This is a genomic window from Streptomyces liliiviolaceus, assembly GCF_018070025.1.
Lineage (GTDB): Bacteria > Actinomycetota > Actinomycetes > Streptomycetales > Streptomycetaceae > Streptomyces > Streptomyces liliiviolaceus.
Genome location: NZ_JAGPYQ010000001.1, coordinates 2,972,883 through 2,999,367 on the forward strand (window position 1 = coordinate 2,972,883; position 26,485 = coordinate 2,999,367).

At 71.3% G+C, this 26,485-nt stretch carries 23 protein-coding genes and 1 pseudogene; 15 read left to right on the plus strand and 9 right to left on the minus strand.

The annotated features are described in order from the left end of the window. Nucleotides 1-14 precede the first annotated feature (14 nt). On the minus strand, nucleotides 15-1,355 hold the full coding sequence (locus J8N05_RS13000) for an MFS transporter (RefSeq protein WP_210882726.1): 1,341 nt from the start codon (nucleotides 1,353-1,355) through the stop codon (nucleotides 15-17). A 359-nt stretch (nucleotides 1,356-1,714) separates the two neighbouring features. On the opposite strand from J8N05_RS13000, the gene J8N05_RS13005 reads away from it, so the two are divergent. The 6 genes from J8N05_RS13005 (at nucleotide 1,715) to J8N05_RS13030 (ending at nucleotide 6,632) form a co-directional block, all read left to right on the plus strand. Further along, nucleotides 1,715-2,824 carry a carbohydrate kinase family protein gene (locus J8N05_RS13005; RefSeq protein WP_210882728.1) on the plus strand — a complete coding sequence of 370 codons (1,110 nt, stop codon included), beginning with the start codon at nucleotides 1,715-1,717 and terminating at the stop codon, nucleotides 2,822-2,824. Between the two features lie 157 nt (nucleotides 2,825-2,981). After that, nucleotides 2,982-4,040, plus strand: coding sequence for a PhoH family protein (locus J8N05_RS13010; protein ID WP_189775909.1), 1,059 nt, complete (start codon nucleotides 2,982-2,984; stop codon nucleotides 4,038-4,040). A 12-nt stretch (nucleotides 4,041-4,052) separates the two neighbouring features. Continuing rightward, on the plus strand, nucleotides 4,053-4,550 hold the full coding sequence (gene ybeY, locus J8N05_RS13015) for an rRNA maturation RNase YbeY (RefSeq protein WP_210882729.1): 498 nt from the start codon (nucleotides 4,053-4,055) through the stop codon (nucleotides 4,548-4,550). After that, entirely contained in the window at nucleotides 4,547-5,860 is a 1,314-nt protein-coding gene (locus J8N05_RS13020) for a hemolysin family protein (protein WP_210882730.1), read from the plus strand. The genes ybeY and J8N05_RS13020 overlap by 4 nt, the downstream gene beginning before the upstream one ends. 4 nt (nucleotides 5,861-5,864) lie before the next feature. Further along, complete coding sequence (locus tag J8N05_RS13025; protein ID WP_210882731.1) at nucleotides 5,865-6,224, plus strand: MmcQ/YjbR family DNA-binding protein; 360 nt, start codon at nucleotides 5,865-5,867, stop codon at nucleotides 6,222-6,224. Between the two features lie 45 nt (nucleotides 6,225-6,269). Then, the gene (locus J8N05_RS13030; RefSeq protein WP_210882732.1) at nucleotides 6,270-6,632 is read left to right on the plus strand and encodes a cytidine deaminase; all 363 of its coding nucleotides are present in this window, start codon (nucleotides 6,270-6,272) and stop codon (nucleotides 6,630-6,632) included. Between the two features lie 102 nt (nucleotides 6,633-6,734). Here J8N05_RS13030 and J8N05_RS13035 read toward each other — a convergent pair whose 3' ends face one another. Both J8N05_RS13035 and J8N05_RS13040 read right to left on the minus strand, forming a co-directional pair. After that, complete coding sequence (locus J8N05_RS13035) at nucleotides 6,735-7,145, minus strand: ester cyclase (RefSeq protein WP_247706256.1); 411 nt, start codon at nucleotides 7,143-7,145, stop codon at nucleotides 6,735-6,737. 37 nt (nucleotides 7,146-7,182) lie between these two features. Next, complete coding sequence (locus tag J8N05_RS13040; protein ID WP_210882733.1) at nucleotides 7,183-7,923, minus strand: SDR family NAD(P)-dependent oxidoreductase; 741 nt, start codon at nucleotides 7,921-7,923, stop codon at nucleotides 7,183-7,185. A gap of 476 nt (nucleotides 7,924-8,399) precedes the next feature. Between J8N05_RS13040 and J8N05_RS13045 the strand changes: the two genes are divergently transcribed. From J8N05_RS13045 to J8N05_RS13055, 3 genes and pseudogenes are all read left to right on the plus strand, one after another. After that, on the plus strand, nucleotides 8,400-8,873 hold the full coding sequence (locus tag J8N05_RS13045) for a hypothetical protein (protein WP_210882734.1): 474 nt from the start codon (nucleotides 8,400-8,402) through the stop codon (nucleotides 8,871-8,873). Nucleotides 8,874-9,126: 253 nt separating this feature from the next. After that, nucleotides 9,127-10,452, plus strand: coding sequence for a WxL domain-containing protein (locus J8N05_RS13050; RefSeq protein WP_210882735.1), 1,326 nt, complete (start codon nucleotides 9,127-9,129; stop codon nucleotides 10,450-10,452). A 116-nt stretch (nucleotides 10,453-10,568) separates the two neighbouring features. Beyond that, nucleotides 10,569-11,624 (plus strand): annotated as a pseudogene (locus J8N05_RS13055) (WxL protein peptidoglycan domain-containing protein); the annotation flags it as partial. On the opposite strand, the gene J8N05_RS13060 reads toward J8N05_RS13055, so the two are convergent. After that, on the minus strand, nucleotides 11,521-11,859 hold the full coding sequence (locus tag J8N05_RS13060) for a P-II family nitrogen regulator (protein ID WP_210882736.1): 339 nt from the start codon (nucleotides 11,857-11,859) through the stop codon (nucleotides 11,521-11,523). The pseudogene J8N05_RS13055 and the gene J8N05_RS13060 overlap by 104 nt on opposite strands. Next, nucleotides 11,856-13,199, minus strand: a complete 1,344-nt coding sequence (locus J8N05_RS13065; RefSeq protein WP_210882738.1) for an ammonium transporter — start codon at nucleotides 13,197-13,199, stop codon at nucleotides 11,856-11,858. The genes J8N05_RS13060 and J8N05_RS13065 overlap by 4 nt, the downstream gene beginning before the upstream one ends. 219 nt (nucleotides 13,200-13,418) lie before the next feature. Between J8N05_RS13065 and era the strand changes: the two genes are divergently transcribed. Beyond that, on the plus strand, nucleotides 13,419-14,381 hold the full coding sequence (era, locus tag J8N05_RS13070; protein WP_210882740.1) for a GTPase Era: 963 nt from the start codon (nucleotides 13,419-13,421) through the stop codon (nucleotides 14,379-14,381). Between the two features lie 226 nt (nucleotides 14,382-14,607). On the opposite strand, the gene J8N05_RS13075 is transcribed toward era, so the two are convergent. The 4 genes from J8N05_RS13075 to J8N05_RS13090 all read right to left on the minus strand — a co-directional run bounded on the left by J8N05_RS13075 (nucleotide 14,608) and on the right by J8N05_RS13090 (nucleotide 18,721). Beyond that, nucleotides 14,608-15,876, minus strand: a complete 1,269-nt coding sequence (locus tag J8N05_RS13075; protein ID WP_210882742.1) for an MFS transporter — start codon at nucleotides 15,874-15,876, stop codon at nucleotides 14,608-14,610. Continuing rightward, complete coding sequence (locus J8N05_RS13080) at nucleotides 15,873-17,240, minus strand: GH1 family beta-glucosidase (protein WP_210882744.1); 1,368 nt, start codon at nucleotides 17,238-17,240, stop codon at nucleotides 15,873-15,875. The genes J8N05_RS13075 and J8N05_RS13080 overlap by 4 nt, the downstream gene beginning before the upstream one ends. Nucleotides 17,241-17,339: 99 nt before the next feature. Then, entirely contained in the window at nucleotides 17,340-17,606 is a 267-nt protein-coding gene (locus J8N05_RS13085) for a protealysin inhibitor emfourin (protein ID WP_210882746.1), read from the minus strand. Nucleotides 17,607-17,650: 44 nt separating this feature from the next. Further along, complete coding sequence (locus J8N05_RS13090) at nucleotides 17,651-18,721, minus strand: M4 family metallopeptidase (protein ID WP_210882748.1); 1,071 nt, start codon at nucleotides 18,719-18,721, stop codon at nucleotides 17,651-17,653. Nucleotides 18,722-19,267: 546 nt separating this feature from the next. Here J8N05_RS13090 and leuA point away from each other — a divergent pair. The 5 genes from leuA to J8N05_RS13115 all read left to right on the plus strand — a co-directional run bounded on the left by leuA (nucleotide 19,268) and on the right by J8N05_RS13115 (nucleotide 26,441). Beyond that, nucleotides 19,268-20,989: a 2-isopropylmalate synthase gene (leuA, locus tag J8N05_RS13095; RefSeq protein WP_210882750.1), complete on the plus strand. Its 1,722-nt coding sequence runs from the start codon at nucleotides 19,268-19,270 to the stop codon at nucleotides 20,987-20,989. 173 nt (nucleotides 20,990-21,162) lie between these two features. Next, nucleotides 21,163-21,873, plus strand: coding sequence for a tellurite resistance TerB family protein (locus J8N05_RS13100; RefSeq protein ID WP_210882752.1), 711 nt, complete (start codon nucleotides 21,163-21,165; stop codon nucleotides 21,871-21,873). A 358-nt stretch (nucleotides 21,874-22,231) separates the two neighbouring features. Further along, entirely contained in the window at nucleotides 22,232-24,355 is a 2,124-nt protein-coding gene (locus tag J8N05_RS13105) for an MMPL family transporter (RefSeq protein WP_210882754.1), read from the plus strand. A 176-nt stretch (nucleotides 24,356-24,531) separates the two neighbouring features. Next, on the plus strand, nucleotides 24,532-25,776 hold the full coding sequence (locus tag J8N05_RS13110) for a sensor histidine kinase (protein WP_407699902.1): 1,245 nt from the start codon (nucleotides 24,532-24,534) through the stop codon (nucleotides 25,774-25,776). Then, nucleotides 25,773-26,441 (plus strand): response regulator, encoded by a 669-nt coding sequence (locus tag J8N05_RS13115; protein ID WP_210882756.1) that lies wholly within the window; start codon nucleotides 25,773-25,775, stop codon nucleotides 26,439-26,441. The genes J8N05_RS13110 and J8N05_RS13115 overlap by 4 nt, the downstream gene beginning before the upstream one ends. The last annotated feature ends 44 nt before the right edge of the window (nucleotides 26,442-26,485 follow it).

Sequence of the window (26,485 nt, forward strand, 5' to 3'; positions counted from 1 at the left end):
CCGGCGGCGGTGGCTCAGGGCGCGGGTGCCGAGGGTGACGTGCCCGAGTTCTGGGGGCCCGCAGTGTCGAACTCCTGCTGCGCGGGATGGGGTTGGTCCACGGTGATCTCCACCACGGGCTGCTCCACGGGCACGGGCTGCTGCACCGGCTGATGCGCCGACTGCTCCACGGGGCCGCCGCGCAGGACCGGTTCCGGGCCCCGCACCACGGGGCCGCCCGTGGTGCGCACGGCCACCGCGGCCAGCGGCACGGCCAGCAGGAGCAGGACCGTCGCGAGCACCCAGCCCATCGCGGGATAGCCCGCCGCCGCCGAGAGCAGGCTGCCCGTCAGCGGGCCGCACGCGGTGCCGAGCGAGGACGCCGAGCCCGCCAGGACCGCCCAGCGGCCGTGCGGGTCGAGCGACGCGGCCAGGCTGATCAGGTAGGAGAGGACCACCGGGTAGAGGGCGTTCCAGGCGATCTCGCCCACGGCGAAGCTCGTCAGACCGTCGGCGCCCGCGCTGACCACGATGCAGACAGCGATCAGGACGGTGCCCGCGCCGACGGGCAGCGCCCGGCCGATCCGGGGCCCGAGCGCACCCGCGCACAGCACACCGAGCAGGCCCGCGCCGAGCGCCACCGCGAAGACCACGCCGACCGTCGCCTCGCCCAGGCCCGCCTGCCGGGTCCCGATGTGGCTGCTGACGCCCCACAGGGAGTTCTGGACCAGGGACCAGCAGAGCATGGCCGCGGCGAGCACCAGGCCGGGGCGGCGGTACGGCAGCGGGGGCGGCGGCGTCGAAGCGGGGCGGTGGGCGGTCGCCGGGACCTCACCGGACCTGGTGGGCAGATGGGCGGTCGCGGGCCACACGAGGGCCGCGGTGAGCGCGACCGCCGCGAGGGGCAGGCCGTGGCCCGGGCCCAGGTGGGGGACCGTCAGGTAGACGGCCGCCGCGAGGGCGGAGACGCTCAGCAGACCGAGGGTCGTGGTGCGGTGGGGGTCCCGCCGGGCGGCCGTACCGGCGGCGGCGACCGTGGTGGCCGTACCGGAGCCGAGGCCGCCGACCAGCGCGCCGGCGATGACGGTGGGCACGCTGGTCGACAGCGCGGCCGTGCCGTAGCCGAGCACGGCGAGCAGCAGGCCCGCGCGGGCCAGGCGGCGGGCGCCCAGCCGGTGGATCCGGGAGGCGAGGGCGAAGCCCGCCGCGGCCGAGCTGAGCAGCAGCAGACTGCCGACGGCACCGGCCTGGGTGGCGGAGAGGGGAAGGGCCGCGTCGAGTCTGCCGACGGTGGTGGGCAGCAGGTACGGGGCCAGATAGCCCGCCGTGAAAAGGGCGACGAGGGGCCAGGACGGAGCGGTGGAGCGGGCGGACACGGGCGTTCCCTGGGCGTGCGGACGGAAAGGGGGGGGCCATGCGAAGGGGAGTTGGTGCGGCCGTCGACGGACAGGAACGCGCGGGCAATTTGTATCAAGCGGAAGGGCGGATTCGATAAGCCGGAGGATGTGATCTGGACCACTTGTTGTTTGGGAGATGTCGACCCGGGTAACAGAGCGCGATTTCGACCCGTCCTGAGTCTGAACCGGAGCGGGAGCCGGAGCGGGAATCGGGGTGGGAGCCGGAGTGGGAACCGGCCTGTGGTCGACGGGACGCGAGGGCCCGGCGTGACCCTCCCCGCCCTGAAGAGCGTTTGGTGCACACTGGCCTGAATCCGCACCACTCAGGGGAGCGCACCGTGACCGCGTCCAACGGGAAGGGACCGTACCGACAGGCCCAGTTCGACCCACTCGCCGAACTGCGCCGCTCCGACGACCCGCCCTGGGACGTCTACCTCACCGGCACCGTCTTCCTCGACATCATCTTCACCGGACTCGACTCCGCCCCCGTCCGCGGGACCGAGTCCTGGGCCCGCGGCATGGGCTCCAGCCCCGGCGGCGTCGCGAACATGGCCACCGCGCTGGCCAGGCTCGGCCTGAAGACCTCGCTCGCCGCGGCCTTCGGGGACGACCACTACGGGGAGTACTGCTGGGACGCCCTGGAGCAGGGCGAACACATCGACCTCTCCGCGTCCCGCACCGCGCCCGGCTGGCACTCCCCGGTGACCGTCTCGATGGCGTACGAGGGCGAACGGACCATGGTCAGCCACGGCCACGAGCCGCCCCCGGAGGAGCCCGCGCCCGACTGCTCGCCCCGCGCGCGGGCGGCCGTCGCCTCGCTGACGCCGGGCACGAGCGCGCACTGGATCGCCGGGGCGGCGGAGCGCGGTACCCGGATCTTCGCCGACGTGGGCTGGGACGACACGGGCCGCTGGGACCTCGCCGGGCTCCCCGACCTGCGGCACTGCGAGGCGTTCCTGCCGAACGCCGAGGAGGCCATGCGGTACACCGGCGCCTCGTGTCCGCGCGCCGCCGCGCACGCGCTCACCGAGCACGTACCGCTCGCCGTCGTCACGCTGGGTGCCGAGGGCGCGTACGCCGTGGACCGCCGGACCGGTGAGACCGCGGAGGTTCCGGCCATCGAGGTCGAGGCGATGGACCCGACCGGCGCCGGGGACGTCTTCGTCGCGGGGTTCGTGACGGGCACGCTGGCCGGCTGGCCGCTCGCCGACCGCCTCGCCTTCGCGGGCCTCACCGCGGCGCTGTCGGTCCAGGAGTTCGGGGGCTCGCTGTCCGCGCCCGGCTGGTCGGAGATCGCCGCCTGGTGGCGCCGCGTGCAGTCCTACGACCACCAGGATCCCGCGGCGCTCGGCCGGTACGCCTTCCTGGAACCGCTGCTTCCGGGGAGCGCCCGGGCCTGGCCCCTGAGACGGGCCGTACCGACGATCGGCTTCCGCAGATCCGCGTGAGGCCGCACGGGGGACAGGGGCCGCCCCTGGTGCCACAGGTGCGGCGGAAAAGTCCTACGGTGATGTCGGTGCCCCGACGTACTCTTGGAGACACAAGGCTGCCGTACCGGCAAGCGTGCCTCACCGAGGAGGATGAGCAGGCCTTCAGAGCCGGCCCATGACTCAGACACCCACAGCTCACACCCCCGCGCAGGGGCAGTCACGAGCCCAGTTCACCGTCCCCGCGGCGCACCCCATGGTGACCGTGCTGGGATCCGGGGACGTCCTCCTGCGCGTGATCGAGAAGGCTTTCCCGGCGGCCGACATCCACGTCCGGGGCAATGAGATCAGCGCCATCGGCGACGCCCGTGAAGTGGCCCTCGTCCAGCGACTGTTCGACGAGATGATGCTGGTGCTCCGCACCGGACAGCCGATGACGGAGGACGCGGTGGAACGCTCGATCGCCATGCTGCGGGCGACTGAGAACGGGGAGGGAGACGGCCCGGAGACCCCGGCCGAGGTCCTCACCCAGAACATCCTGTCCTCGCGCGGACGCACCATCCGCCCCAAGACGCTCAACCAGAAGCGCTACGTCGACGCCATAGACAAGCACACCATCGTCTTCGGCATCGGCCCGGCGGGCACCGGCAAGACCTACCTCGCCATGGCGAAGGCCGTGCAGGCCCTCCAGGCCAAGCAGGTCAGCCGCATCATCCTGACCCGCCCGGCGGTCGAGGCGGGGGAGCGGCTCGGCTTCCTGCCCGGCACGCTCTACGACAAGATCGACCCCTACCTGCGCCCGCTCTACGACGCGCTGCACGACATGCTCGACCCGGACTCGATCCCCCGCCTGATGGCAGCGGGCACGATCGAGGTGGCGCCGCTGGCGTACATGCGTGGCAGGACGCTCAATGACGCCTTCATCATTCTGGACGAGGCGCAGAACACCAGCGCCGAGCAGATGAAGATGTTCCTCACGCGGCTCGGTTTCGATTCGAAGATCGTGGTCACCGGTGATGTGACGCAGGTCGACCTGCCGAGCGGCACCAAGTCCGGTCTGCGTCAGGTCCAGGACATCCTGGAGGGCCTCGACGACGTCCACTTCTCGCGGCTCACGACCCAGGACGTCGTCCGGCACAAGCTGGTCGGCCGTATCGTCGACGCGTACGAGAAGTACGACAGCCAGAACGGCACGGAGAACGGCACCCACAAGGGCGCCCGTACCAAACGGAAGTAGACCAGCGCGACCATGTCGATCGACGTCAACAACGAGTCCGGGACCGAGGTCGACGAGCAGGCGATCCTCGACATCGCCCGTTACGCCCTCGCGCGGATGCGCATCCACCCGCTCTCCGAGCTCTCGGTGATCGTCGTGGACACCGACGCGATGGAGCAGCTGCACATCCAGTGGATGGACCTGCCGGGCCCCACGGATGTCATGTCGTTCCCGATGGACGAGCTGCGGCCGCCCGCGAAGGACGACGAGGAGCCGCCGCAGGGGCTGCTCGGTGACATCGTGCTGTGCCCGGAGGTCGCCGAGCAGCAGGGCAAGGACGCCGAGACGCAGCACTCCATGGACGAGGAGCTCCAGCTCCTCACCGTCCACGGAGTGCTGCACCTGCTCGGGTACGACCACGAGGAGCCCGACGAGAAGGCCGAGATGTTCGGTCTGCAGGCCGCCATCGTGGACGGCTGGCGTGCGGAGAAGGGCCTCGAAGGTCCCTCCCCGGCCCCGACCGTCTCATGAGCCCGCAACTGGTCCTGGGCGCCATCGCCCTGGTCGTGGTCGCCTGGCTCGCCGCCTGCGCGGAGGCCGGCCTCGCACGCGTCTCCAGCTTCCGCGCCGAGGAGGCGGTACGGTCGGGCCGCCGAGGCAGCGCCAAGCTCGCCCAGGTCGCCGCCGACCCGACCCGCTATCTGAACGTGGCCCTGCTGGTGCGCGTCGCCTGCGAGATGGCGTCCGCCGCCCTCGTCACGTACGCCTGCCTGAAGGAGTTCGCCGAGACCTGGCAGGCGCTGGCCGTCGCCATCGGCGTGATGGTCCTCGTCTCGTACGTCGCCGTCGGGGTCTCGCCGCGCACCATCGGCCGCCAGCACCCGCTGAACACGGCCACGGCGGCGGCGTACGTGCTGCTGCCGCTGGCCCGGATCATGGGACCGGTCCCGCCGCTGCTCATCCTCATCGGCAACGCGCTCACGCCCGGCAAGGGCTTCCGGCGCGGGCCCTTCGCCTCCGAGGCCGAGCTGCGCGCGATGGTCGACCTGGCGGAGAAGGAGTCGCTCATCGAGGACGAGGAGCGCCGCATGGTGCACTCCGTCTTCGAGCTGGGCGACACGCTGGTCCGGGAGGTCATGGTCCCGCGCACCGACCTGGTGGTCATCGAGCGGTACAAGACCATCCGGCAGGCGCTGACCCTCGCCCTGCGCTCCGGTTTCTCGCGCGTGCCCGTCACCGGGGAGAGCGAGGACGACATCGTCGGGATCGTGTACTTGAAGGACCTGGCCCGCAAGACGCACATCAGCCGGGACGCGGAGAGCGAGCTGGTGTCCACGGCGATGCGGCCCGCCGCGTTCGTCCCGGACACGAAGAACGCCGGTGACCTGCTGCGCGAGATGCAGCAGGACCGCAACCACGTCGCCGTCGTCATCGACGAGTACGGCGGCACGGCCGGCATCGTCACCATCGAGGACATCCTTGAGGAGATCGTCGGCGAGATCACCGACGAGTACGACCGTGAGCTGCCGCCCGTGCAGGACCTCGGCGACGACCGCTACCGGGTGACCGCCCGGCTCGACATCGGCGACCTCGGCGAGCTGTACGGCTTCGAGGCGTACGACGACGAGGACGTGGAGACGGTCGGCGGGCTCCTCGCGAAGGCGCTCGGCCGCGTGCCCATCGCCGGGGCGTCCTCGGTCGTCGAACTGCCCGACGGCCGCGAGCTGCTGCTGACCGCCGAGGCCTCGGCGGGGCGCCGGAACAAGATCGTCACGGTGCTGGTCGAACCGGTCGTGCCGGCCGGCGCCGATGCCGACGACCCCGAGGAGAAGCCGGAGTGACGCGATGACCCCGCAGGAGCTGCGCGCGCTCTGTCTCTCCTTCAACGCGGCCGTGGAGGAGTTTCCCTTCAATCCGGAGACCTCGGTCTTCAAGGTGCTGGGGAAGATGTTCGCGCTCAGCTCTCTGGAGGGCAGTCCGCTCACCGTCAACCTGAAGTGCGACCCCGAGGACGCGGTGCGGCTGCGCGGCGAGCACGAGGGGCTGATCATTCCGGGCTGGCACATGAACAAGCGCCACTGGAACACGGTGACCGTGGACGGCTCGCTGCCCGAGCGGCTGGTCCGGGAGCTGGTCGAGGACTCGTACGACCTGGTGGTGGCGGGGTTGCCGCGGGCGGAGCGGTTGCGCCTCGACCGGCCCTGAGCTGCCGCGCGACGCGCCGTGCGACGTCGTACGTATGCTCTGGGCATGACCGACAGCACCGCGCTCGAACCCGAGGACCGCAAGATCGTCACCCTGGCCCGTGCGGCCCGGGCCCGCAACGGGGTGCCCGAGGGTGCGGCCGTGCGGGACGACAACGGCCGTACGTACGTGGCGGGCACCGTCGCACTGCCCTCGCTGCGGCTGAGCGCGCTGCGGACGGCGGTGGCGATGGCTGTCGCCTCCGGGGCGACGTCCCTGGAAGCGGCGGCGGTTGTGGTGGGCGAGGGGGAGTCCGCGTCCCTGACGGACGACGACCTCGCCGCGGTGCGGGATCTCGGCGGTGCGGCTACGCCGGTGTTCGTCGCGGGGGCGGACGGGGTGGTGCGGGCGGTGCTGACCGCGGGGTGAGGGTTTTCGCCTGCGGGCCCGGTGGGGGCTGGTCGCGCAGTTCCCCGCGCCCCTGGGTATCTGGGGGCGCGGGGAACTGCGCAATCTTTTGCGGTGGTGGGGTCAGGGGGTCAGTTGTTGTCGGACCGCCTGGGCGTCCATCAGGTAGTTCATCTCGTAGAACTTGCCGTCACGCACCTTGTGGAAGGCGAACTCCGCGTACTCGACCGTGGCGCCGGTGGGGTGCACGCCGAACCATTCCTTCGCGGGCGTGCCCCGATTGAACAGACGCGCCGCCACCTGGTCCCCGTCGATGGCGAGATCCTCGACCCGCCAGGTGAAGTCCGGTACCGCGTCGGTGTGTTCCGTCTGGGCCGCGATGACATCGTCCCGCGTGACCGGCCGGCCGTTCATGAGGACGTCGTCATGGACGAACTCGGTCATGCGGTGGAACTCGTGAGCGTTGAGTGCGTCGATGTAGCGCTGGAAGAAGGCGCGCAGTTCGGTGTCGGACATGGCTGGCACAGCTGACATGGCTGCCTCTCGGTAATCCGGGTCGGGGAGTGCTCGGTCAGATCTGGTTCATGCCGCCGTCCACGTAGAGATTCGCGCCGTAGACGAAGCTGCTGTCCGACGAGGCGAGGAAGGTCACCGCGGCGGCGATCTCGTCCGGGTCCGCGAACCGCTTCGGGGGCAGTCCGGCCGCGACGGTCTCCAGCATCTCCTTGGCGCGGTCGCCGAAAGCCGCGTCCCACATCGCGGTGTCGACCGGGCCCGGCGAGATCGCGTTGACCCGGACACCCCGGCTGCCGAGCTCGTCGGCCCAGGCGCGGGCGTACGCCCGCACGGCCGCCTTCGACGCGCCGTAGGCGCTCATGCCCGCGCCGCCTCCTTCGGCGGCGGTGGAGGAGGTGAGGATCACCGAGGCGCCGTCGTTGAGCAGCGGCAGGGCCTTCTGCACCGTGAGGAAGGTGCCCTTGACGTTGATGTCGAAGACCGCGTCATGGCTGGCCTCGGTGAGTTCGTCCAGGGGTGCGATGTGGTTGATGCCGGCGTTGGCGAACAGCACGTCCAGGCCCTGTCCGTGCTCCCGTACACGCTCGTACAGGCGGTCCACGTCGGCCGCGACGCTGACGTCACCGGGGACCGCGGTGGCGTTGCCGATGGTGGCGACGGCCTTCTCCAGCTCGGGTTCGCGGCGGCCGGTGATGAATACGTGCGCGCCTTCCGTGGCGAGCCTTCTCGCCGTTGCCAGGCCGATTCCGGTGCTGCCGCCGGTGACGACTGCGGTCTTGCCTTCGAGCTTTCCCATGGCTTTGACCTAACCAAAGTTCGGTACCGATCGATACTTAATGGACTGTAACATCTTCTGCACCGAGCGGTACTGAAAGGTGTCGGGCGGCCGTCGGGGGTTCCGTCCGCGGGCCCGGTGGGGGCTGATCGCGCAGTTCCCCGCGCCCCTCGGAGCGGGGCTGCGCCCCAGCTCTCGGGGATGGGGGGCTGCGCGGTCTTTTGGCTTTTAGGGGCGCGGGGAACTGCGCAATCTTTGAGGCGCGCCTGCGGCGGCGGGTGGGGGGCGTCTCGGGGGTGTGGGGGCGGAGCCCCCAGGGGGAAGCCCGTTGGGGCGGAAGAATCACCACCGTTTCTCTTGCAATCGTGAGGCACTCGCGCCTCAATAGACGCCAGCTCTTCCGACGGGTCGTCAGATTCGGGTCGTCAGCCAGTCGTCAGCGAAGCGCCCGTCGGCCGTCCCCACACGGCAATTCCCGCACTAGGGAAGGGAATCCAATGATCTGTAAGCGACTCGGAATCGGCGCGGCGTTAGCCGCCGGCACCCTCGCCACCAGCCTCGCGCTCGCCCCGGGCGCCGCGGCCGTGGTCCCCCAGACCGCCACGATCGTCGCGGACTGCGGTATCTACGGTGGCGGTGAGGCCACCCTCACGGCCACCCAGAGCGGTACCGCCGCCACCCTCACCGTCAGCTCCTCCGAGATCACCACCCCGCTCGCGCTCACCGAGGACTCGGTCGCCGCCACTCTCGCCCTGGTGAAGGCGGGCGGCGGAACGACCGTCTTCTCCGGCACCGAGAACCCCGCGATCCCCGCCGGCGGCGGCGTCACGGTCGGCCCGCTGCCCGGTACCGTCGCGGCCGGCGACAGCCTGGAAGCCTTCGGTGGCTCCCTGAAGATGACGGTCTTCGGGATCACCATCACCTGCACGGCGGACGGGCCGCAGTCGCCCGGCCCGTTCGTGTTCGAGTGATCTCCGCAGCGTAGGCGCGTCCGGCGCGCAGTCCCCCCACGGGCCGTGGCCCGGTACGGATCGGTGCCGCCCTGCGCGCGGCGGCACCGGTCCGTCCGCTTTTCCGCTCCCAACTCGCCTCTATGCACGGCAAGTTGACAGAAGCTGATGGCCCATCAGTCAATGCTTCAGGGTTCCATTGACTTCTCACACAACCCGCACATCAATGACCTCCTGTCGGCGCACAGCGCCCACATCCACAGGAGGGGCACCCATGGGTTCAGGAACCCGAAGACGCCGCCGCTGGGCGGCATTTCTCGGAACGGCCGCACTCGCGGTCACCGCGGGAGGCGCGTTCGCCTGTCCCGCGAACGCGGATCCGCAGCAGGTCGACTTCGCCACGCACTGCGTGCCACCGCCCATCGCGGGCATCCCCCCGATCGACGGCACCACCACCGCCAAGATCACCGTCGACAATGCGGCGCCCAAGGTGGGCGACACGGTCACCGTCACGTACACGGTGGTCAAGCCCGCCGCGAGCAACCCCGTCGACATCGCCCTGCCCGCCGACATCATGACGCCCACCGGCAAGGTGGCCCTGGGTGGCGCGCAGAGCGGTGACCTCACGGTCGCGGGCCCCAAGAAGAACGACCCCGTCCCGGGCAAGGGCGCCTTCCCGTCCTTCTCGATGACCGGCACCTTCACGGTCACCGCCACCGGGTCGATCACCCTGTCGCCCGGCGACTACAACATCCACACCAGCTACCTCCTGGAGCTGGACACCCCGTGCACGGTCATCACCCCGCCCGCCCCCGTCTCCGAGACGATCACCGCGACCGGCGGCGGCCAGACCAACAACCGTGCCATCAGCCTCGGTACGGCCTCCGGGAAGCCCGGTGACAGCGTGACCGTCACGGGGTCGAACTTCGCGCCCGGCGCGGCGGTCACCCTCGCCGGACGGGCCGGCGCCGCCGAGACGGCCGACAAGGCGACCGTCACCGCGAACGCGCAGGGCTCCTTCAGCGGCAGCCTGGCCGTCAGCGACAAGGCGACCACCGGAGTGGTGGCGTACGAGGGAAGTGCCTGGAGCGACGACAAGGGCGCGGGTCCCGCCGCCTACGTCGTCATCGACGACACGCCCCTGCCCGCCAACAGCCAGAAGGTCAACTCCTCGGTCAAGGCGGGGACGTTGTCCATGACCCAGGCCGGGGACACCGTCGAACTCGCGGCCGTCGACTACGGCAAGGGCGGCTTCTCCCGCGGCTCCCTGCAGACGGTGACCGTCAAGGACTTCCGCGGCGGACCCGCGGGCTGGTCCCTGACCGGCAAGGTCACCGACTTCACCGGCCCCGGCGGGGCGAAGATCGACGCGGCCAAGCTGGGCTGGACCCCGGTCTGCCTCACCAAGACCGGCAGCCCGAGCACCTGCCAGGCCGGTTCGCCCGGCGCGGTCGGCAGTGCCGGAGCGACCCTCGCGTCCGCCCCCGACGGCACGCTCACCGGCGGCGAGTTCACCGTCGACGCCCGGCTCTCGCTGAACGTCCCGGCGTTCACCCCGCCCGGCGCGTACTCCGGAGTGCTGACGCTCACGCTCACCTGAACCCGAGCCTGAGCCCGAGTCCGCACAGGGGCTGGGCGCGCACCCGCCCGGCCTCCTCCGTCCCACCCGCCCGGCCTCTTCCTCCGTCCCACCCGCGCCCCCGGGGGTCCGCACCCATGCGCAAGCCGTTCCGCTCGATCCTCCTGCTCCTGCTCGCCGTGGCGGTGACCGGCGGGACGCCCGCGCGCGCCGCCGACAACGGCAGCTGGTCCGTCTTCCCCGTCGCGTCGGAACTCGCCTCGCGGCCGTACTTCCATCTCTCCGCCGACCCGGGCACGACCATCGAGGACGAGGTCGCCGTCACCAACAAGACCGGGCGGCCGCTGACGTTCCGGCTCTACGCGGCCGACGCCTACAACACCGCGCGGGACGGCGGATTCGCCGTGCGGACCCGGCAGGAGAGGCAGCGGGGTGTGGGTGCCTGGGCGAAGCCCGCCGAGGACCGGGTGACCGTGCCCGCGCACGGCAAGGTCACCGTGCCGTTCACCCTGAAGGTGCCCGAGTCGGCCGAACCCGGCGATCACCCGGGCGCCCTCGTCGCCCTGGACGAGCGGATCGACGCGGGGGAGGGCGCGGTCGAGGTCGGGGTCCAGCGGGCCGTCGGCGCCCGGATCTATCTGCGGGTGGGCGGACCGACCGTTGCGGCCGTCGCCGTGGAGAAGGTCCGCATCAGCCACCACCAGCCCCTGTTCCCGGGCGCCGGCGACAGCACGGCCACCGTCTCGTACACCCTCCACAACACCGGCAACGTCACCCTGGACCCCAAGGTGCGGCTGACGGCCGAAGGGCTCTTCGGCCGTACGCTGCTCTCCCGCGACCTGGCCGGAATACCCTCCGAGCTGCTGCCCGGCCAGCGGGTGCGGCTCAGCGCGAAGTGGCAGGGGGCGCCCCAACTCGACTGGGGCGACGTGACGTTGACCGCCAGCGCGCGCGACACCCGCGAGTCGGCGAGTACGTCGTTCTTCGCGCTGCCGTGGCTGCTCGCGGTGGTGCTGGGAGCGGGCATCGCGGCAGCGGTGGTGGTGATCAGGGTCAGGGGGAGGGACAAGAAGGGGAGCGGCAGCGGGGTCAGAGAGCGTCCGGGCCGCGCTCGCCCGTCCGTACCCGGACCACCGTCTCCACCGGAACCGCCCACACCTTCCCGTCGCCGATCTTCCCCGTCTGCGCGGCCTTCACGATCGCCTCGATGACGGGCTCGGCGTCCGCGTCCCCGACGACGACCTCGATACGGACCTTCGGTACGAGGTCGACGCGGTACTCGGCGCCGCGGTACACCTCGGTGTGGCCGCGCTGACGCCCGTACCCGCTGGCCTCCGTGACGGTCAGGCCGTGCACGCCGATCTCCTGCAGCGCGGTCTTCACCTCGTCGAGGCGGTGCGGCTTGATGATCGCGGTGATGAGCTTCATCCCTGGGGCCTGGCCTTCTGCACGGTGGAGGAAACGGAGGAGGAGACCGGGGCGCCATGGCCCAGGACTCCGTGATCGTAAGCGGTCTCGGCGTGCACCGTAAGGTCCAGACCGGTCTGCTCGTGCTCCTCGTCGGCCCGCAGTCCGACGACCCGGTCGATCAGCCTGGCGACGCCGTACGTCATGGAGAAGGCGTACGCGCCGACGGCCAGGACCGCCACCAACTGCCGGCCGAGCTGCCCGAACCCGCCGCCGTACAGCAGCCCCTCGGCCCCGCCGGTCATGGTCTCCGTGGCGAAGACCCCGATGAGCAGGGTGCCGATGACCCCGCCGACCAGGTGCACACCGACGACGTCCAGCGAGTCGTCGTAATCGAACCTGAACTTCCAGCCCACCGCGTACGAGCAGACGGCACCGGCGGCGAGGCCGACGACCAGCGCGCCGAGCAGCGAGACCGAACCGCAGGACGGGGTGATGGCGACCAGACCCGCGACCGCGCCGGACGCCGAGCCCAGGGTGGTGGGGTGGCCGTCGCGCCGCTGCTCCACGAAGAGCCAGCCGAGCAGGCCGGTGCATCCCGCGGCCAGGGTGTTGAGGAAGGCGGCGGCCGCCAGACCGTTCGCGCCGAGCGCCGAACCCGCGTTGAAGCCGAACCAGCCGAACCACAGCAGACCCGCGCCCAGCATCACCATCGGCAGATTGTGCGGGCGCATCGCGTCCTTCTTGAAACCGAGCCGCGGTCCCAGGACCAGGCACAACGCCAGTCCGGACGCCCCCGAGACGATCTCGACGGGCAGTCCGCCCGCGAAGTCCAGGGCGCCCAGGTCCTCCAGGATCCAGCCGCCGGGACCCCACACCCAGTGCGCGACCGGAACGTATACGAGCAGCGCCCACAACGGGACGAAGACCAGCCACGCCCCGAACTTCGTACGATCCGCGACCGCGCCGCTGACCAGGGCCGCCGTGATGATCGCGAAGGTCAGCTGGAAGGTGGCGAAGAGGAGGGTGGGGACCGTGCCCTGGACGCTGTCCGGGCCGAGGCCCGCCATGCCCGCGTGCTCCAGGCCGCCGATGAGCGCGCCGACCCCGGAGTCGGCGTGGTCGTCGCCGAACACGAGCGAGTAGCCGACGGCCAGCCACACGACCGTGACCAGCGCGATCGACACGAAGCTCATCATCAGCATGTTCAGGACGCTCTTCGTACGGACCATGCCGCCGTAGAAGAGGGCCAGGCCCGGCGTCATGAGCAGGACGAGCGCGGTGGCGGCGAGCAGCCAGGCGGTGTCACCGGTGTCGAGGGACGCGGCGACGGTCGTGGCGGGTCCGGCGGCCAGGGTCACGGGGTCTCCAACAGGTGGGGGCTGGTGGGGCTGGCTGGTGGGGGCTCGTCAGAGCGTCATGGTTCCGCGTTTCCGGTCGCGTACAGGTGTGTTTCCGTCACGTTTCGTGTTGCGCGGGGGTTTCCGGAAGCTCACGGTGAGCCCGGTCGGTCGTCGATCGGCGGCGGGGGCCGGAATCCTGGTACGGCGGGGCCCCGACGATCAGGGACAATGGGCGCCATGAGCGTTCGTACCCAGTCACCCGAGCCGCCGGAATCCGCGGGGGCAGCACCCCACCGCGCCGGCTTCGCCTGCTTCGTGGGCCGCCCCAACGCGGGCAAGTCCACCCTCACGAATGCTCTGGTCGGCCAGAAGGTGGCGATCACCGCGAACCAGCCGCAGACCACGCGGCACACGGTACGCGGGATCGTGCACCGGGCCGACGCCCAGTTGATCCTGGTGGACACCCCCGGGCTGCACAAACCGCGCACGCTCCTCGGCGAGCGGCTCAACGACGTCGTCCGTACGACGTGGGCCGAGGTCGATGTGATCGGGTTCTGCCTCCCCGCGAACGAGAAGCTCGGTCCCGGTGACCGCTTCATCGCGAAGGAACTGGCGTCCATCAAGAAGACGCCGAAGATCGCGATCGTCACGAAGACCGACCTCGTCGACAGCAAGACGCTCGCCGAGCAGCTCATCGCCATCGACCAGCTCGGCAAGGAGCTGGGCTTCGAGTGGGCCGAGATCGTGCCCGTGTCGGCGGTCGCCGACCAGCAGGTGAGCCTGCTCGCCGACCTCCTCGTGCCGCTGCTCCCCGAGGGTCCCGCCCTCTACCCCGAGGGCGACCTCACCGACGAGCCCGAGCAGGTCATGGTGGCCGAGCTGATCCGCGAGGCCGCGCTGGAGGGCGTGCGGGACGAGCTGCCGCACTCCATCGCCGTCGTCGTCGAGGAGATGCTGCCGCGCGAGGACCGGCCGGCCGACAAGCCGCTGCTCGACATCCACGCGTTCGTCTACATCGAGCGGCCCAGCCAGAAGGGGATCATCATCGGGCCCAAGGGGAAGCGGCTGAAGGAAGTGGGGATCAAGTCGCGCAAGCAGATCGAGGCGTTGTTGGGTACGCCCGTCTTCCTCGACCTGCATGTGAAGGTCGCGAAGGACTGGCAGCGGGATCCTCGCCAGCTCCGCAAGCTCGGTTTCTGACGGGGGTTTCTTTTTCCCCAGCCCCGCCCCTTCCCGAAACTGGGGGCTGCGCCCCCAGGCCCCCCTTTCGCGCTGCGCGCTCGTCCTCAAACGCCGGACGGGCTGAAAGAGTCGCGGACGGTCCGCGAATCTTTCAGCCGTCCGGCGTTTGAGGACCGGGGGTTCGGGGGCAGCGCCCCCGAGGCAGGTACGGGACGGGTAGGGGCGGCGGGGGCGAGAAACCCCGTCAGTCCACCCCTCTGACCCGGTTCACCAGGACCGCCCCCGCCAGGCCGATCACCGCCGCCACCGCGTACAACACCCGGTATCCCCCCAGATACGTCACGATCGGCGCGGCCAGCACAGGCGCAGCCACCTGCGGAACAGCGTTCGCCGCGTTCACCACGCCGAGATCCTTCCCCCGGTCCCGCGCCTTCGGCAGCACGTCCGTCATCAGCGCGAAGTCCACCGACGCGAAGACGCCGAAGCCGAGGCCGAGGAGGACCGAGGCGACCACCGTGCCGGTCCACGTCGGCCAGGCCGCGATCACTCCGGCCGCGATCGCCATGACGACGCCCGAGCAGGTCACGAACGGTTTGCGGCGGCCCACGCGGTCCGACCACATGCCCGCGACGACGACCGTGGCGAGCAGCATCGTCGCGTTCAGCGAGGTCAGGATCAGGACGCCCTGCTCGGGATCGGAATGGTGCAGGCGGTCCCGCAGGAAGTACAGGAGATACATGACGCCGAGGCTGTTGCTCAGGTTGACCAGGAACCGTGTCAGCCAGGCCCAGCCGAAGTCCGGGTAGCGGCGCGGGCTCAGCCAGAAGGAGCCCAGGAAGGCGCGCCAGGACCAGGGCGGCCGGGCCGCGCGGGGCAGCCGGATGTCCCGGTGGCGCAGCACGTACGGCAGGACGCCCAGCAGGGTGAAGGCCGCACAGGCCGCGTAGCCCGCCGTGACGCCCCCGGCGAGCGTCGCCAGGCCCGTCCCGCCGACCACGCCGAGGATCTGCGCCGCGCCCAGCCAGCCGCCCACCGAGCCCCGCTGCCGCCGCGGCACCCGGTCCGGCACGGCGGCCGTCACGGCGGCCCAGGCCGCGTTGAGGGTCAGCTGCGCCAGGCACCAGCCGAGCGCCATGGTCCAGGGCCCGCCCGCCGCCCCGAGGAGCAGCAGCGACAGCGCGCCGCCCGCCGTGCCCGCCACGATCCACGGGGTGCGGCGGCCCCAGCGGGACGTCGTACGGTCGGACAGCGCGCCGAACACCGGGTTCGCGAGCAGTGAGACGAACGCGCCCGCGCCCGTCACCCACGCCAGTACCGCCTCCTTCGACAGGCCCGTGCCGGGTGCGAAGTCCTCCGCCTGGGAGGCGAGAAGGATCTGCAGCGGCCCGAACCAGCCCACCCAGATCGCCCCGTTGGCGAGCGAGAGGGTCGCCGTCCAGCCGCGGCCCACCCGCTCGACGGGCTCGGTGAGCGCCGTGCCGCCGGGTAAGGGCCCGTGCGCAGACGCCGTCACGGCTGTCCCACGTGTCCCGGCCGCTGGGCCCGCAGTACGTCCCGCAGCCACTGGTACGACGCCTTCGGGGTCCGTTCCAGCGTCTCGAAGTCGACGTGCACCAGGCCGAAGCGGCGCGCGTACCCCTCGGCCCACTCGAAGTTGTCGAGGAGCGACCACACGAAGTACCCGCGGACGTCCACGCCCTGCTCGTACGCCCGGTGCAGGGCCCGCAGATGACCGTCCAGGTAGCTGATCCGCTCCTGGTCGTCGAGGCCCTCGTACGAGCAGCCGTTCTCCGTGATGACGACGGGCGGGAGCCGGTCGCCGTACCGCTCGCGGAAGCCCACCAGCAGTTCGGTGAGCGCCTCCGGCACCACCGGCCAGCCGAAGTCCGTGACCGGGTAGCCCTCGATCTCCCTTACGGAGAAGGGGAGTTCGGCGGGCATGGTCAGTCCGCCGAACTCGATCTCCGCGCCCTGCGGCGCGCCCACCCTGGTCGGCGCGTAGAAGTTGATCCCGTACCAGTCGACCGGCTGTCCGATGGTCTTCAGGTCCGCCGCGAGGTCCTCGGCGCCGCCGGGCATCAGCTCGCCGATGCCGTCCGGGTACTGACCCAGCAGCACCGGGTCGGCGAACAGCCGGTTGAGGAGCAGGTCGTAGAAGCCGGCCGCCTCCAGGTCGGCGGGCTCCTGCGAGGCGGGCCAGGTCGGGCCGTGCGAGTTGGCGATCCCGATGTCGGTCGCCCCGGCCGCCCGCAGGGCCTGTACGGCGAGGCCGTGCGCCAGCAACTGGTGGTGGGCGGCGGGCAGCGCGTCGAAGAGGAGCCGCTCGCCGGGCGCGTGCGCACCCAGGGCGTGGCCCAGCAGGGTGTGTTCGGCGGGCTCGTTGAGGGTGATCCACTTGCCGACCCGGTCGCCGAGGCGGGCGGCGACCAGCGCGGCGTACTCGGCGAACCGTCCGGCGGTGTCCCGCTCCAGCCAGCCGCCCGCCTCCGCCTCCGACAGCGGCAGATCCCAGTGGAAGAGGGTCGGGACGGGGCGTACGCCCGCCGCGCACAGCTCGTCGACCAGCCGGTCGTAGAAGTCCAGGCCGCCGGGGGAGTTCACCCGCGGCCAGGAGACGGAGAAGCGGTACGCGTCCACGCCGAGGCCGCGCAGGAGCGCCACGTCCTCGGGGTAGCGGTGGTAGTGGTCGCAGGCCACCGCGGCCGTCGAACCGTCCTTCACATGGCCCGGTCCGGCCGTGAAGGCGTCCCACACGGAAGGGGCGCGCAGATCCGCCGCGCCCTCGATCTGATGGGCCGAGGTGGAGACCCCCCACAGGAAGCCGGCCGGGAACGGGGGTATCGGGTTCGTCGCCGCGTCAGTCATGCGCGCGATCATCGGTACCGGCGGTGAGCGAAGTCAACGGCGTTGCGTGAACTGGCCGTTACTGGTCCCGAACCGGCCTCGTGCCGACTCCGTCATGGTCCCGCCCGGGGCCTACGCGCCCTCCTTGAGGACCCTTGAGATCAGTTTCCGCTGCTCGTCCGTCAGCCGCGGATCCGCGCAGTAGACCGTCTTGCCGTCCACCGTGATCTGGTAGCTGAAGCCGTCCGGAACGCCTATGGGGGGCGTGCCCCGGCCGGCGGCGACCGCCTGCTCGGCCAGGGCGTGCCAGTCCTGGGCGTCGGCGCGGTCCGAGGTGTCCACCTCGGCGTGCCGCTCGATGCCCGCGAATCCGCCTGTGCGTCGTACCTGAATACGCATGGGTTCCTGTCTAGTACGAATCGCGGGCCCGAGCCACGGTCCGTTCAGTCGGTCGGTACCCCGACCTGTTCCCAGGCCTTGGTGACGGCCTGGAGTTCCTCGCCCTCGCCGAACAGGGTGCGTGCCTGGGTCAGGGTCAGTTTCGCGAAGTCCGAGAAGCTCGCCTGCGAGTCCAGCTCGCCGCCGGTCAGCACGCCGTACCAGACCTTGCCGGCCTTCTCCCAGGCGTTGCCGCCGAGCGCGGTCGCGGCCAGGTAGAAGGCGTGGTTGGGGATGCCGGAGTTGATGTGCACCCCGCCGTTGTCGCGGCCGGTGCGGACGTAGTCGTCCATCGTGGCGGGCTGCGGGTCCTTGCCGAGCACGTCGTCGTCGTACGCCGTGCCCGGGGCCTTCATCGACCGCAGGGCCGTGCCCGTGACCCGCGGGGCGAGTAGGCCCGCGCCGATCAGCCAGTCGGCCTCGGCGGCGCTCTGGCCGAGCGTGTACTGCTTGATGAGCGAGCCGAAGACGTCGGACATCGACTCGTTGAGCGCGCCCGGCTGGCCGAAGTACGTGAGGTTCGCGGTGTACTGCGTGACGCCGTGCGTGAGTTCGTGGCCGATGACGTCGACGGGGATGGTGAAGTCGAGGAAGATCTCGCCGTCGCCGTCGCCGAACACCATCTGCTCGCCGTTCCAGAAGGCGTTGTTGTACTCCTCGTCGAAGTGCACGGTCGCGTTCAGCGGCAGGCCCTCGCCGTTGATCGAGTTGCGCTCGTACGCCTTCAGGAACAGCTCGAAGGTCGCGCCGAGGCCGGCGTGGGCGCGGTTGACCGTGGCGTCCTTGCCGGGCTTGTCGCCCTCGCCGCGGACCTTCTTGCCGGGCAGGTCCTGCTTGTGCTTCGCGTCGTAGATCGTGCGGTTCGGCTTGTCCGCGGCGGCGCCGCTCGGCGGGGCGAGGGCGGGTGCGCCGAGGACTGTCGTCAGCCGGCGGTGGGTGCGCTCGAAGGCGTCCCGCTCCAGGGTGCGGCGGGCCTTGCCGGCGAGCGCCTGGTCCTCTGCCTTTGCCAGGGTGTCGAGGACGTGGGGCGGAATGATGGTGCAGAAGACGGGCTCGAAGCCCCCGTATGTCGTCATGACCGGCACCATTGCACTGTGTGACGTGACTGTCACTAGGGGCAACCATGATTGGTGAAATGGGGGGATAAGGGGGGTGTGGGGCTCCGCTTTCGTGTACGGGTCCCTGGGCGGGGGCGGGTCCCTGGGCGGGTGCGGGTCCGGTGGGGGCTGGCCGCGCAGTTCCCCGCGCCCCTAGGGGGATGGGGGTGGCCGTGCCCGGTCGGCTGCGCCCCCCTTAGGGGCGCGGGGAACTGCGCGATCTTTGACGCGCGCGTGCGACGGTGGCGCGGTGATCGTCTTTAGGGGCGCGGGGAACGGCGCAGTCTTTTCGAGGGGGATGCCTCGTCCCGCATAGTGATACGGGGGACCGCGCCGCGTGGGACTCCGATAACATGCGGAGCATCATGCGTTTCGGGCTGCTTCTCCTTAGCTGCCGCGGCGAGGGCCTGTAGTCGAGGCCGACCCCCTCCCCGCGGAGTTCTGGCGTTGCGCCGTCGGCCGTCCCTCGGATTCGAGAACCCACCGGTTCCGAGGATCAAGCGGACCAAGAGGAGCCCTCGCATCATGGCGAACCGCCAGCAGCCCACCTCCATGCCGATCCACAAGTACCAGCCGTACGACCAGGTCGACATCCCCGACCGTACGTGGCCGGACAACCGGATCACCACCGCTCCCCGCTGGCTCTCCACCGACCTGCGTGACGGCAACCAGGCCCTGATCGACCCCATGTCGCCCGCGCGCAAGCGCGAGATGTTCGACCTGCTGGTGTCGATGGGCTACAAGGAGATCGAGGTCGGTTTCCCCGCCTCGGGACAGACCGACTTCGACTTCGTGCGCTCGATCATCGAGGAAGAGGGCGCGATCCCCGACGACGTGACGATCTCCGTACTGACCCAGGCCCGCGAGGACCTGATCGAGCGGACCGTCGAGTCGCTGAAGGGCGCCAGGCGCGCGAACGTCCACCTGTACAACGCCACCGCACCGGTCTTCCGCCGCGTGGTCTTCCGCGGCTCCAAGGACGACATCAAGCAGATCGCCGTCGACGGCACCCGCCTGGTCGTCGAGTACGCGGAGAAGCTGCTGGGCCCCGAGACGACCTTCGGGTACCAGTACAGCCCCGAGATCTTCACCGACACCGAGCTGGACTTCGCCCTGGAGGTCTGCGAGGCCGTCATGGACGTCTGGCAGCCCGGCCCGGACCGCGAGATCATCCTGAACCTGCCCGCCACCGTGGAGCGCTCCACGCCCTCCACGCACGCGGACCGCTTCGAGTGGATGTCGCGCAACCTGTCCCGCCGCGAGCACGTCTGCCTGTCCGTCCACCCGCACAACGACCGCGGTACGGCGGTGGCCGCCGCCGAGCTGGCGCTGATGGCCGGCGCCGACCGCATCGAGGGCTGCCTGTTCGGGCAGGGCGAGCGCACCGGCAACGTCGACCTGGTCACGCTGGGCATGAACCTGTTCTCGCAGGGTGTCGACCCGCAGATCGACTTCTCGAACATCGACGAGGTCCGGCGCACCGCCGAGTACTGCAACCAGATGGAGGTCCACGCCCGCCACCCGTACGTCGGCGACCTCGTCTACACCTCCTTCTCCGGCTCCCACCAGGACGCCATCAAGAAGGGCTTCGACGCGATGGAGGCCGACGCCGCCGCCAAGGGCGTCACCGTCGACGACATCGAGTGGGCCGTCCCGTACCTGCCGATCGACCCCAAGGACGTCGGCCGCTCGTACGAGGCCGTCATCCGGGTCAACTCGCAGTCCGGCAAGGGCGGTATCGCGTACGTCCTGAAGAACGACCACAAGCTGGACCTGCCGCGCCGGATGCAGATCGAGTTCTCGAAGATCATCCAGGCGAAGACGGACGCCGAGGGCGGCGAGGTCACGGGCAGCGACATCTGGTCGGTCTTCCAGGACGAGTACCTGCCCAACCCGGACAACCCCTGGGGCCGCGTCCAGGTCCGCAACGGCCAGTCCACGACCGACAAGGACGGCGTGGACACGCTGACCGTCGAGGCCGAGGTGGACGGCACCGAGACCACGCTGGTCGGTACGGGCAACGGCCCGATCTCCGCGTTCTTCCACGCGCTGCAGGGCATCGGCGTCGACGCCCGGCTGCTGGACTACCAGGAGCACACGATGAGCGAGGGCGCCTCCGCGGTGGCCGCCTCGTACATCGAGGTCGCGATCGGCGACAAGGTCCTGTGGGGGATCGGGATCGACGCGAATACGACACGCGCGTCACTGAAGGCTGTCGTCTCCGCCGTCAACCGCGCCACCCGATAAGGCCGTTCACCTGCGTTTCTGTGGTCCCGTCCGCCTCACAGGCGGGCGGGGCCGCTGCGTTTATTGAGCCATGTCGACAGGTGGCCTCTCCCGGGGTACTGACTCCGCATCGACAATGTGGCTAACATCACGCCAACGCGGCGATGTTGCCGTGGGGTTACGGAGGTGCGAACGTGCTGCCAGGATGGGGACGAAACGGCCGGTTTGTCCGCGCCGGCACCATGGGCGTTTCGCGCATCCTCGGAACCAGGACCGCGTGGACCACCGTCGGCGACGGTGAGTTCTTCTGCCCGGGCTGCGGAGGCGACCGCAACTACCAGCGGCTCACCGGGCGGCGCCGCTTCACCTGCCTCGGTGTGCCGGTCATGCCGCGCGGGGAGACCGGGCCCGTCGTCGAGTGCGCGGCCTGCGGCCACCACTACAGCGCGGACGTCCTCGACCATCCGACGACGACGCGCTTCTCCGCGATGCTGCGGGACGCCGTGCACACGGTGGCTCTCGCCGTGCTCGCGGCGGGGGGTACGTGCGCGCGTACAGCGCTGGAGACGGCCGCGGGTGCGGTTCGCTCCGCGGGGTTCGACGACTGTACGGAGGAACAGCTCGCGGCGCTCGTGGAGGCGCTGGCGGCCGACACCGGGCGGATCTTCGGGGAGCCGTGCGGGCCGGGGCTGTCCATAGAGCTGCACGAGGCGCTGGATCCACTGGCGCCGCACCTCGCCCCTGCCGGGCGGGAGGCGATCCTGCTCCAGGGGGCGCGGATCGCTCTCGCGGACGGGCCGTACACGCCGGCTGAGCGGGAGGCTCTGACGACGGTGGGGGCGGCGCTCACGATCTGCACGGACGACGTGACCCGCCTCCTCACGGCGGCCCGCACCCCGTCCTGACCCCGCACCCCCGACGAACCGACCGCGCAGTTCCCCGCGCCCCTGACAGTCAGGGCTGCGCCCTGGCCTGACCCACCTCGACTGCGGGCCCGGTGGGGGCTGGCCGCGCAGTTCCCCGCGCCCCTAAAGGACAAAAGCCGGGGCGCAGCCCCGCTTTTGAGGGGCGCGGGGAACTGCGCGACAAGCCCCCACCGGGCCCGCAGTCGGAGGCGTGTTCCTAGTACTCCCGCGGGAGTAATCCCGGCCCCCCGTCACCCCCGGCAGTAGCCGCACACTCAGACCCCCGTCCGACGCAACCGGCTCTCCGCAGCGGAACGCTGAGAGGCGAAGCAGGAGTCGTCGAGAGGGAGATCGTCCGATGGGGGCAGGGAAAACACGCACGACAAGCAAGCGGCGCAGGCGAGCCGTCCCCTGGGCGGTGCTGGGGCTGTGGATCGCCCTGCTCGCCCTGGCCGGCCCGTTCGCCATGAAGCTCGCCGACGTGCAGCACGACCGCGTCACCGACTACCTTCCGGCGAGCGCCGACTCGACCCAGGTGGCGAAGGTCCAGGAACGGCTCCCCGGCGGCGAGAGCACCGAGCTGGTGATCGTGTACCACCGGGAGGGCGGCCTGAGCGCCGCCGACCGGGAGACCGCGGCCCGGCAGGTCGAGGAGGTCGCCGGGAAGCACGAGCTGGTCGGCCGGACCGATGTACCCGAGGGGGTTCCGTCCGACGACGGGACGACCCTGATGTATCCGCTCGTCAGCAACGAACCCGGCACCGACGAGGAACTGCGCGACGCATTCGTCGAGGACGTCCGGAGCATCGCCCACGGCCAGGACGGCCTCAGCGTCGAGGTCGGTGGCACCGGGGCACTGGCCACGGACGCCGGCAAGGTCTACGACTCGCTCGGTGGGCCCCTGCTCTACACCACCGTCGCCGTCGTCGCCCTGCTGCTCGTCCTCATCTACCGCAGCCCGGTGCTGTGGCTCGTCCCGCTCGCCGTCGCCGGGATCGCCGACTATCTGTCGATGGGCGTCGCGTACGGGCTGAACCAGGCGTTCGGGACCACCGTCTCGGGTCAGAGCTCGGGCGTCATGACGATCCTCGTGTTCGGCGCGGGCACGGACTACGCCCTGCTGCTCGTCTCCCGGTACCGCGAGGAACTGCGGCGCATCGAGCGCCCGTACGACGCCATGGTCGCCGCCCTGCGCGGCTGCGGGCCCGCCGTGCTCGCCTCCTCCGGCACCGTCGCCGTCGGCCTGCTGTGCCTGCTCGCCGCCGACCTCAACAGCAGCCGGGGCATGGGCCCCCTCGGCACGGTCGGGGTCCTCTGCGCGCTCATCGCGATGCTGACCCTGCTCCCGGCGATCCTCGTCCTGCTGGGCCGGCGCGTGTTCTGGCCGCTCGTACCGGCCTTCGGCAGCGAGCCCAAGCAGCGCCGCCGCAGCCTGTTCGCCGCGATGGGCAGCTCCGCGGGACGCAGGCCGCTGACCGTGCTCGCCACCGGGGCCGTCCTGCTCGGCGCGCTCGCCCTCGGCACGCTCAACCTCCCCGGGCCGGTCAAGCAGGAGGACTCCTTCGTCGACAGGCCGGAGGCCGTCACGGCCATGGAGACCCTCGCGAAGGCCTACCCGCAGCACGGCACCCAGCCCATCGACGTGATCGCCCCGGCGGGCAGCGCGGACCGGGCACTCACGGCGATCCGGGACACCCGGGGCGTCGAGAGCGCCGAGAAGGGCCGTACGGGAGACGGCTGGACGGAGATCTCCGTCATCGCCCGGGACGCGCCGCAGTCGGCGGGGGAGACCGCCACCATCAAGGCCCTGCGCGAGGGGCTGGAGGGGGCGTACGTCGGCGGGGCCAGCGCTCAGCAGATCGATCTGGAGGACACCAACAGCCGGGACACGAAGATCGTCGTACCGCTCGTCCTCGTCTCCGTGCTGCTCATCCTGATCGGACTGCTGCGCAGCCTCGTCGCGCCGCTCCTCCTGGTGGCCGCCGTGGTCGCCGTCTGGGGCGCGGCCCTCGGCATCGGCGGCCTGGTCTTCGGGCCGGTCCTCGGCTTCGAGGGGACGGACCCGGGGCTCGGGCTGCTGTCGTTCGTGTTCCTCGTCGCCCTCGGCGTCGACTACGGCATCTTCCTCATGCACCGGATGCGGGAGGAGTCCCTCGCCGGAGCCGAACCGGCCGCCGCCGCGCTCACCGCCCTGCGCACCACCGGCGGGGTCATCGCCTCGGCGGGCCTGGTCCTCGCGGCGACCTTCGCCGTGCTGACGAACATGGGGCTCGTGCAACTCGTCGAACTCGGCTTCGTGATCGCCGTCGGCGTGCTCCTCGACACCTTCCTCGTACGGACGTATCTGGTGACCAGTGCCAGCGTCGCCCTGCGCCGGAAGGTGTGGTGGCCGGGCGCGCTCTCCCGTGAACCCGGAGAGGGAGGCGGGCCCGGGGAACCGACCGAGCCGCCCCGGCAGCCGGAACGGGTCGGCGCGTCCTGACCGCACGTACCGTCCGACCGGGCGCCTCTCCCGCTTCCCGCCGGAGGGGCGCCCCCGTACCGGAAGATGGAGCCGTGCAGGAACGGGGAACGACCACAGCCGTACCGGGAGAACCGGTACACGGTGGACCCGTACACGGTGGACCCGTACGGGGTGAACCCGCACGCGGTGACGCCGTGCGCGGTGACGTGCGGCCCCGCCGTGTCGAGCGGGTCATGGCGGTCGTCAACCGTGACCCGCTCACCGCGCCCCACCGCACCCGCAACGACGCGTTCCTCGCCGTCGGCGTCGCCGCGGTCGCCGTCGTCCTCTCGCTGTTCGTCGTCGACGGACGCCCGCTCGACCCGCTCGGCTGGGCCCTGCTGGCCGGCGCCCACGTGCCGCTCGTGTGGCGGCGCGGCCGTCCGCTGCTCGTGCTGCTCGCGGTGGCGGCCTGCGCGAGCCCGTACCACGCCCTCGACTACAACCACGCCGTGCCGATCCCCGCGACCCTCCTGGCGCTCTACACGGTCGCGGCGACCGGCACGGTACGCCGCACGCTGCTCACCGCCGTCGCCGTCCTCGGCCCGACGCTGGTCATCAACGGCCTCATCAACCCGGACGGGGCCCTGGAGTTCCTGCGGATCTCCGGCTGGATCATCGCCGTCCTGTTCTTCGGCGTCGACGCCCGTTTCTACCGCCAGTACGTCGCCTCCATCGTCGAGCGGGCCGAACGCGCCGAACGCACCCGCGAGGAGGAGGCCCGGCGCCGCGTCGCCGAGGAACGGCTGCGGATCGCCCGTGACCTGCACGACCTGCTCGCGCACAGCATCACCCTGATCGGCGTGCAGACGTCGGTGGCGGCCCACGTCCTCACCGTCGACCCCGAGCGGCTCGACCGCAGGGCCGTCGCCCAGGCCCTCGACGGCATCGCGGAGACCTGCCGGACCGCCAGGGGAGAGCTGCGTACGACGCTGGAGGTGCTGCGGGCCAACGAGATCGGGCTGAACGGTTCCCCGGACGGGCGGGGTCCGCTGCCCGGGCTCGACGGGCTGGCCGCGCTCGTGGAGGCGGCCAGGACGGCCGGGGCCGAGGTCGAACTGGACGTCCACGCGGACGGCGTACCGCCCTCCGTGGGCGCCGCCGCCTACCGGATCGTGCAGGAGGCGCTCACCAACGCCGTGCGCCACGGCGGCCGGGACGACCTCACCGTCCGGGTGGGGCTGCGGATCGCGGAGGGCGCCCTGCGGGTGCGGGTCACGGACGACGGGACGGGCCGCGGCGGACCGGGGGCGGCCGGCGGCACGCCGGGGTTCGGACTCGTGGGGATGCGCGAGCGAGCCCGTAGCGTGGGCGGCACGCTGGACGCCGGACCGGGCCCCGGGACGGGCTTCGAGGTGACCGCCGCACTGCCGCTGCCCAGGGAGGACGAGGCCCGATGACGATCCGCGTACTGCTCGCCGACGACCAGAGGCTCGTACGGGCCTCGTTCGCGATGCTCGTCGCGTCGGCCGGGGACATGGAGGTCGTCGCCGAGGCGGGCACCGGGCGCGAGGCGGTGGAGCTGGCCCGTTCCGCGCGGGCCGATCTCGTCGTGATGGATCTGCGCATGCCCGACCTGGACGGGATCGAGGCGACCCGGCTCATCGCCGCCGACGAGGATCTGGCGGGCGTGAAGGTGCTGGTCCTGACGACGTACGACACCGACGAGCACATCGTCGACGCGCTGCGGGCCGGGGCGTCCGGCTTCCTCGTGAAGGACATCCGGCCGGCCGAACTCCTCGACGCCATCCGGACCGTGGCCGCGGGGGAGTCCCTGCTCTCGCCGGGCCCCACCGCACGGCTCATCGCCCGTTTCCTGCGCGCGCCCGACACGCTGACGTCCGCGTTGGGCGGCCCCGACGGGCTGTCCGAACGGGAGCGGCAGGTGCTCGCCCTGGTCGCGCGCGGCCTCAACAACACCGAGATCGCCGAGGCGCTGGGGCTCAGCCCGCTGACCGCGAAGACCCATGTCAGCCGGATCATGGGCAAGTTGGGAGCGCGCGACCGTGCGCAGCTGGTGATCGTGGCGTACGAGTCGGGGCTCGTGATACCCGGGGCGGCCTGAGCGGCCTGAGCAATCTGAGAGGCCTGAGCAATCCGAGCGATACG

Excerpts from the sequence above, each read along its gene's own strand:
- J8N05_RS13010 (WP_189775909.1), top strand. The coding sequence starts at position 2,982 with ATGACTCAGACACCCACAGCTCACACCCCCGCGCAGGGGCAGTCACGA.
- ybeY (WP_210882729.1), top strand. The coding sequence starts at position 4,053 with ATGTCGATCGACGTCAACAACGAGTCCGGGACCGAGGTCGACGAGCAG.
- J8N05_RS13020 (WP_210882730.1), top strand. The coding sequence starts at position 4,547 with ATGAGCCCGCAACTGGTCCTGGGCGCCATCGCCCTGGTCGTGGTCGCC.
- J8N05_RS13025 (WP_210882731.1), top strand. The coding sequence starts at position 5,865 with ATGACCCCGCAGGAGCTGCGCGCGCTCTGTCTCTCCTTCAACGCGGCC.
- J8N05_RS13030 (WP_210882732.1), top strand. The coding sequence starts at position 6,270 with ATGACCGACAGCACCGCGCTCGAACCCGAGGACCGCAAGATCGTCACC.
- J8N05_RS13035 (WP_247706256.1), bottom strand. The coding sequence starts at position 7,145 with ATGTCAGCTGTGCCAGCCATGTCCGACACCGAACTGCGCGCCTTCTTC.
- J8N05_RS13040 (WP_210882733.1), bottom strand. The coding sequence starts at position 7,923 with ATGGGAAAGCTCGAAGGCAAGACCGCAGTCGTCACCGGCGGCAGCACC.
- J8N05_RS13045 (WP_210882734.1), top strand. The coding sequence starts at position 8,400 with ATGATCTGTAAGCGACTCGGAATCGGCGCGGCGTTAGCCGCCGGCACC.
- J8N05_RS13050 (WP_210882735.1), top strand. The coding sequence starts at position 9,127 with ATGGGTTCAGGAACCCGAAGACGCCGCCGCTGGGCGGCATTTCTCGGA.
- J8N05_RS13060 (WP_210882736.1), bottom strand. The coding sequence starts at position 11,859 with ATGAAGCTCATCACCGCGATCATCAAGCCGCACCGCCTCGACGAGGTG.
- era (WP_210882740.1), top strand. The coding sequence starts at position 13,419 with ATGAGCGTTCGTACCCAGTCACCCGAGCCGCCGGAATCCGCGGGGGCA.
- J8N05_RS13080 (WP_210882744.1), bottom strand. The coding sequence starts at position 17,240 with ATGATCGCGCGCATGACTGACGCGGCGACGAACCCGATACCCCCGTTC.
- J8N05_RS13085 (WP_210882746.1), bottom strand. The coding sequence starts at position 17,606 with ATGCGTATTCAGGTACGACGCACAGGCGGATTCGCGGGCATCGAGCGG.
- J8N05_RS13090 (WP_210882748.1), bottom strand. The coding sequence starts at position 18,721 with ATGACGACATACGGGGGCTTCGAGCCCGTCTTCTGCACCATCATTCCG.
- leuA (WP_210882750.1), top strand. The coding sequence starts at position 19,268 with ATGGCGAACCGCCAGCAGCCCACCTCCATGCCGATCCACAAGTACCAG.
- J8N05_RS13105 (WP_210882754.1), top strand. The coding sequence starts at position 22,232 with ATGGGGGCAGGGAAAACACGCACGACAAGCAAGCGGCGCAGGCGAGCC.
- J8N05_RS13115 (WP_210882756.1), top strand. The coding sequence starts at position 25,773 with ATGACGATCCGCGTACTGCTCGCCGACGACCAGAGGCTCGTACGGGCC.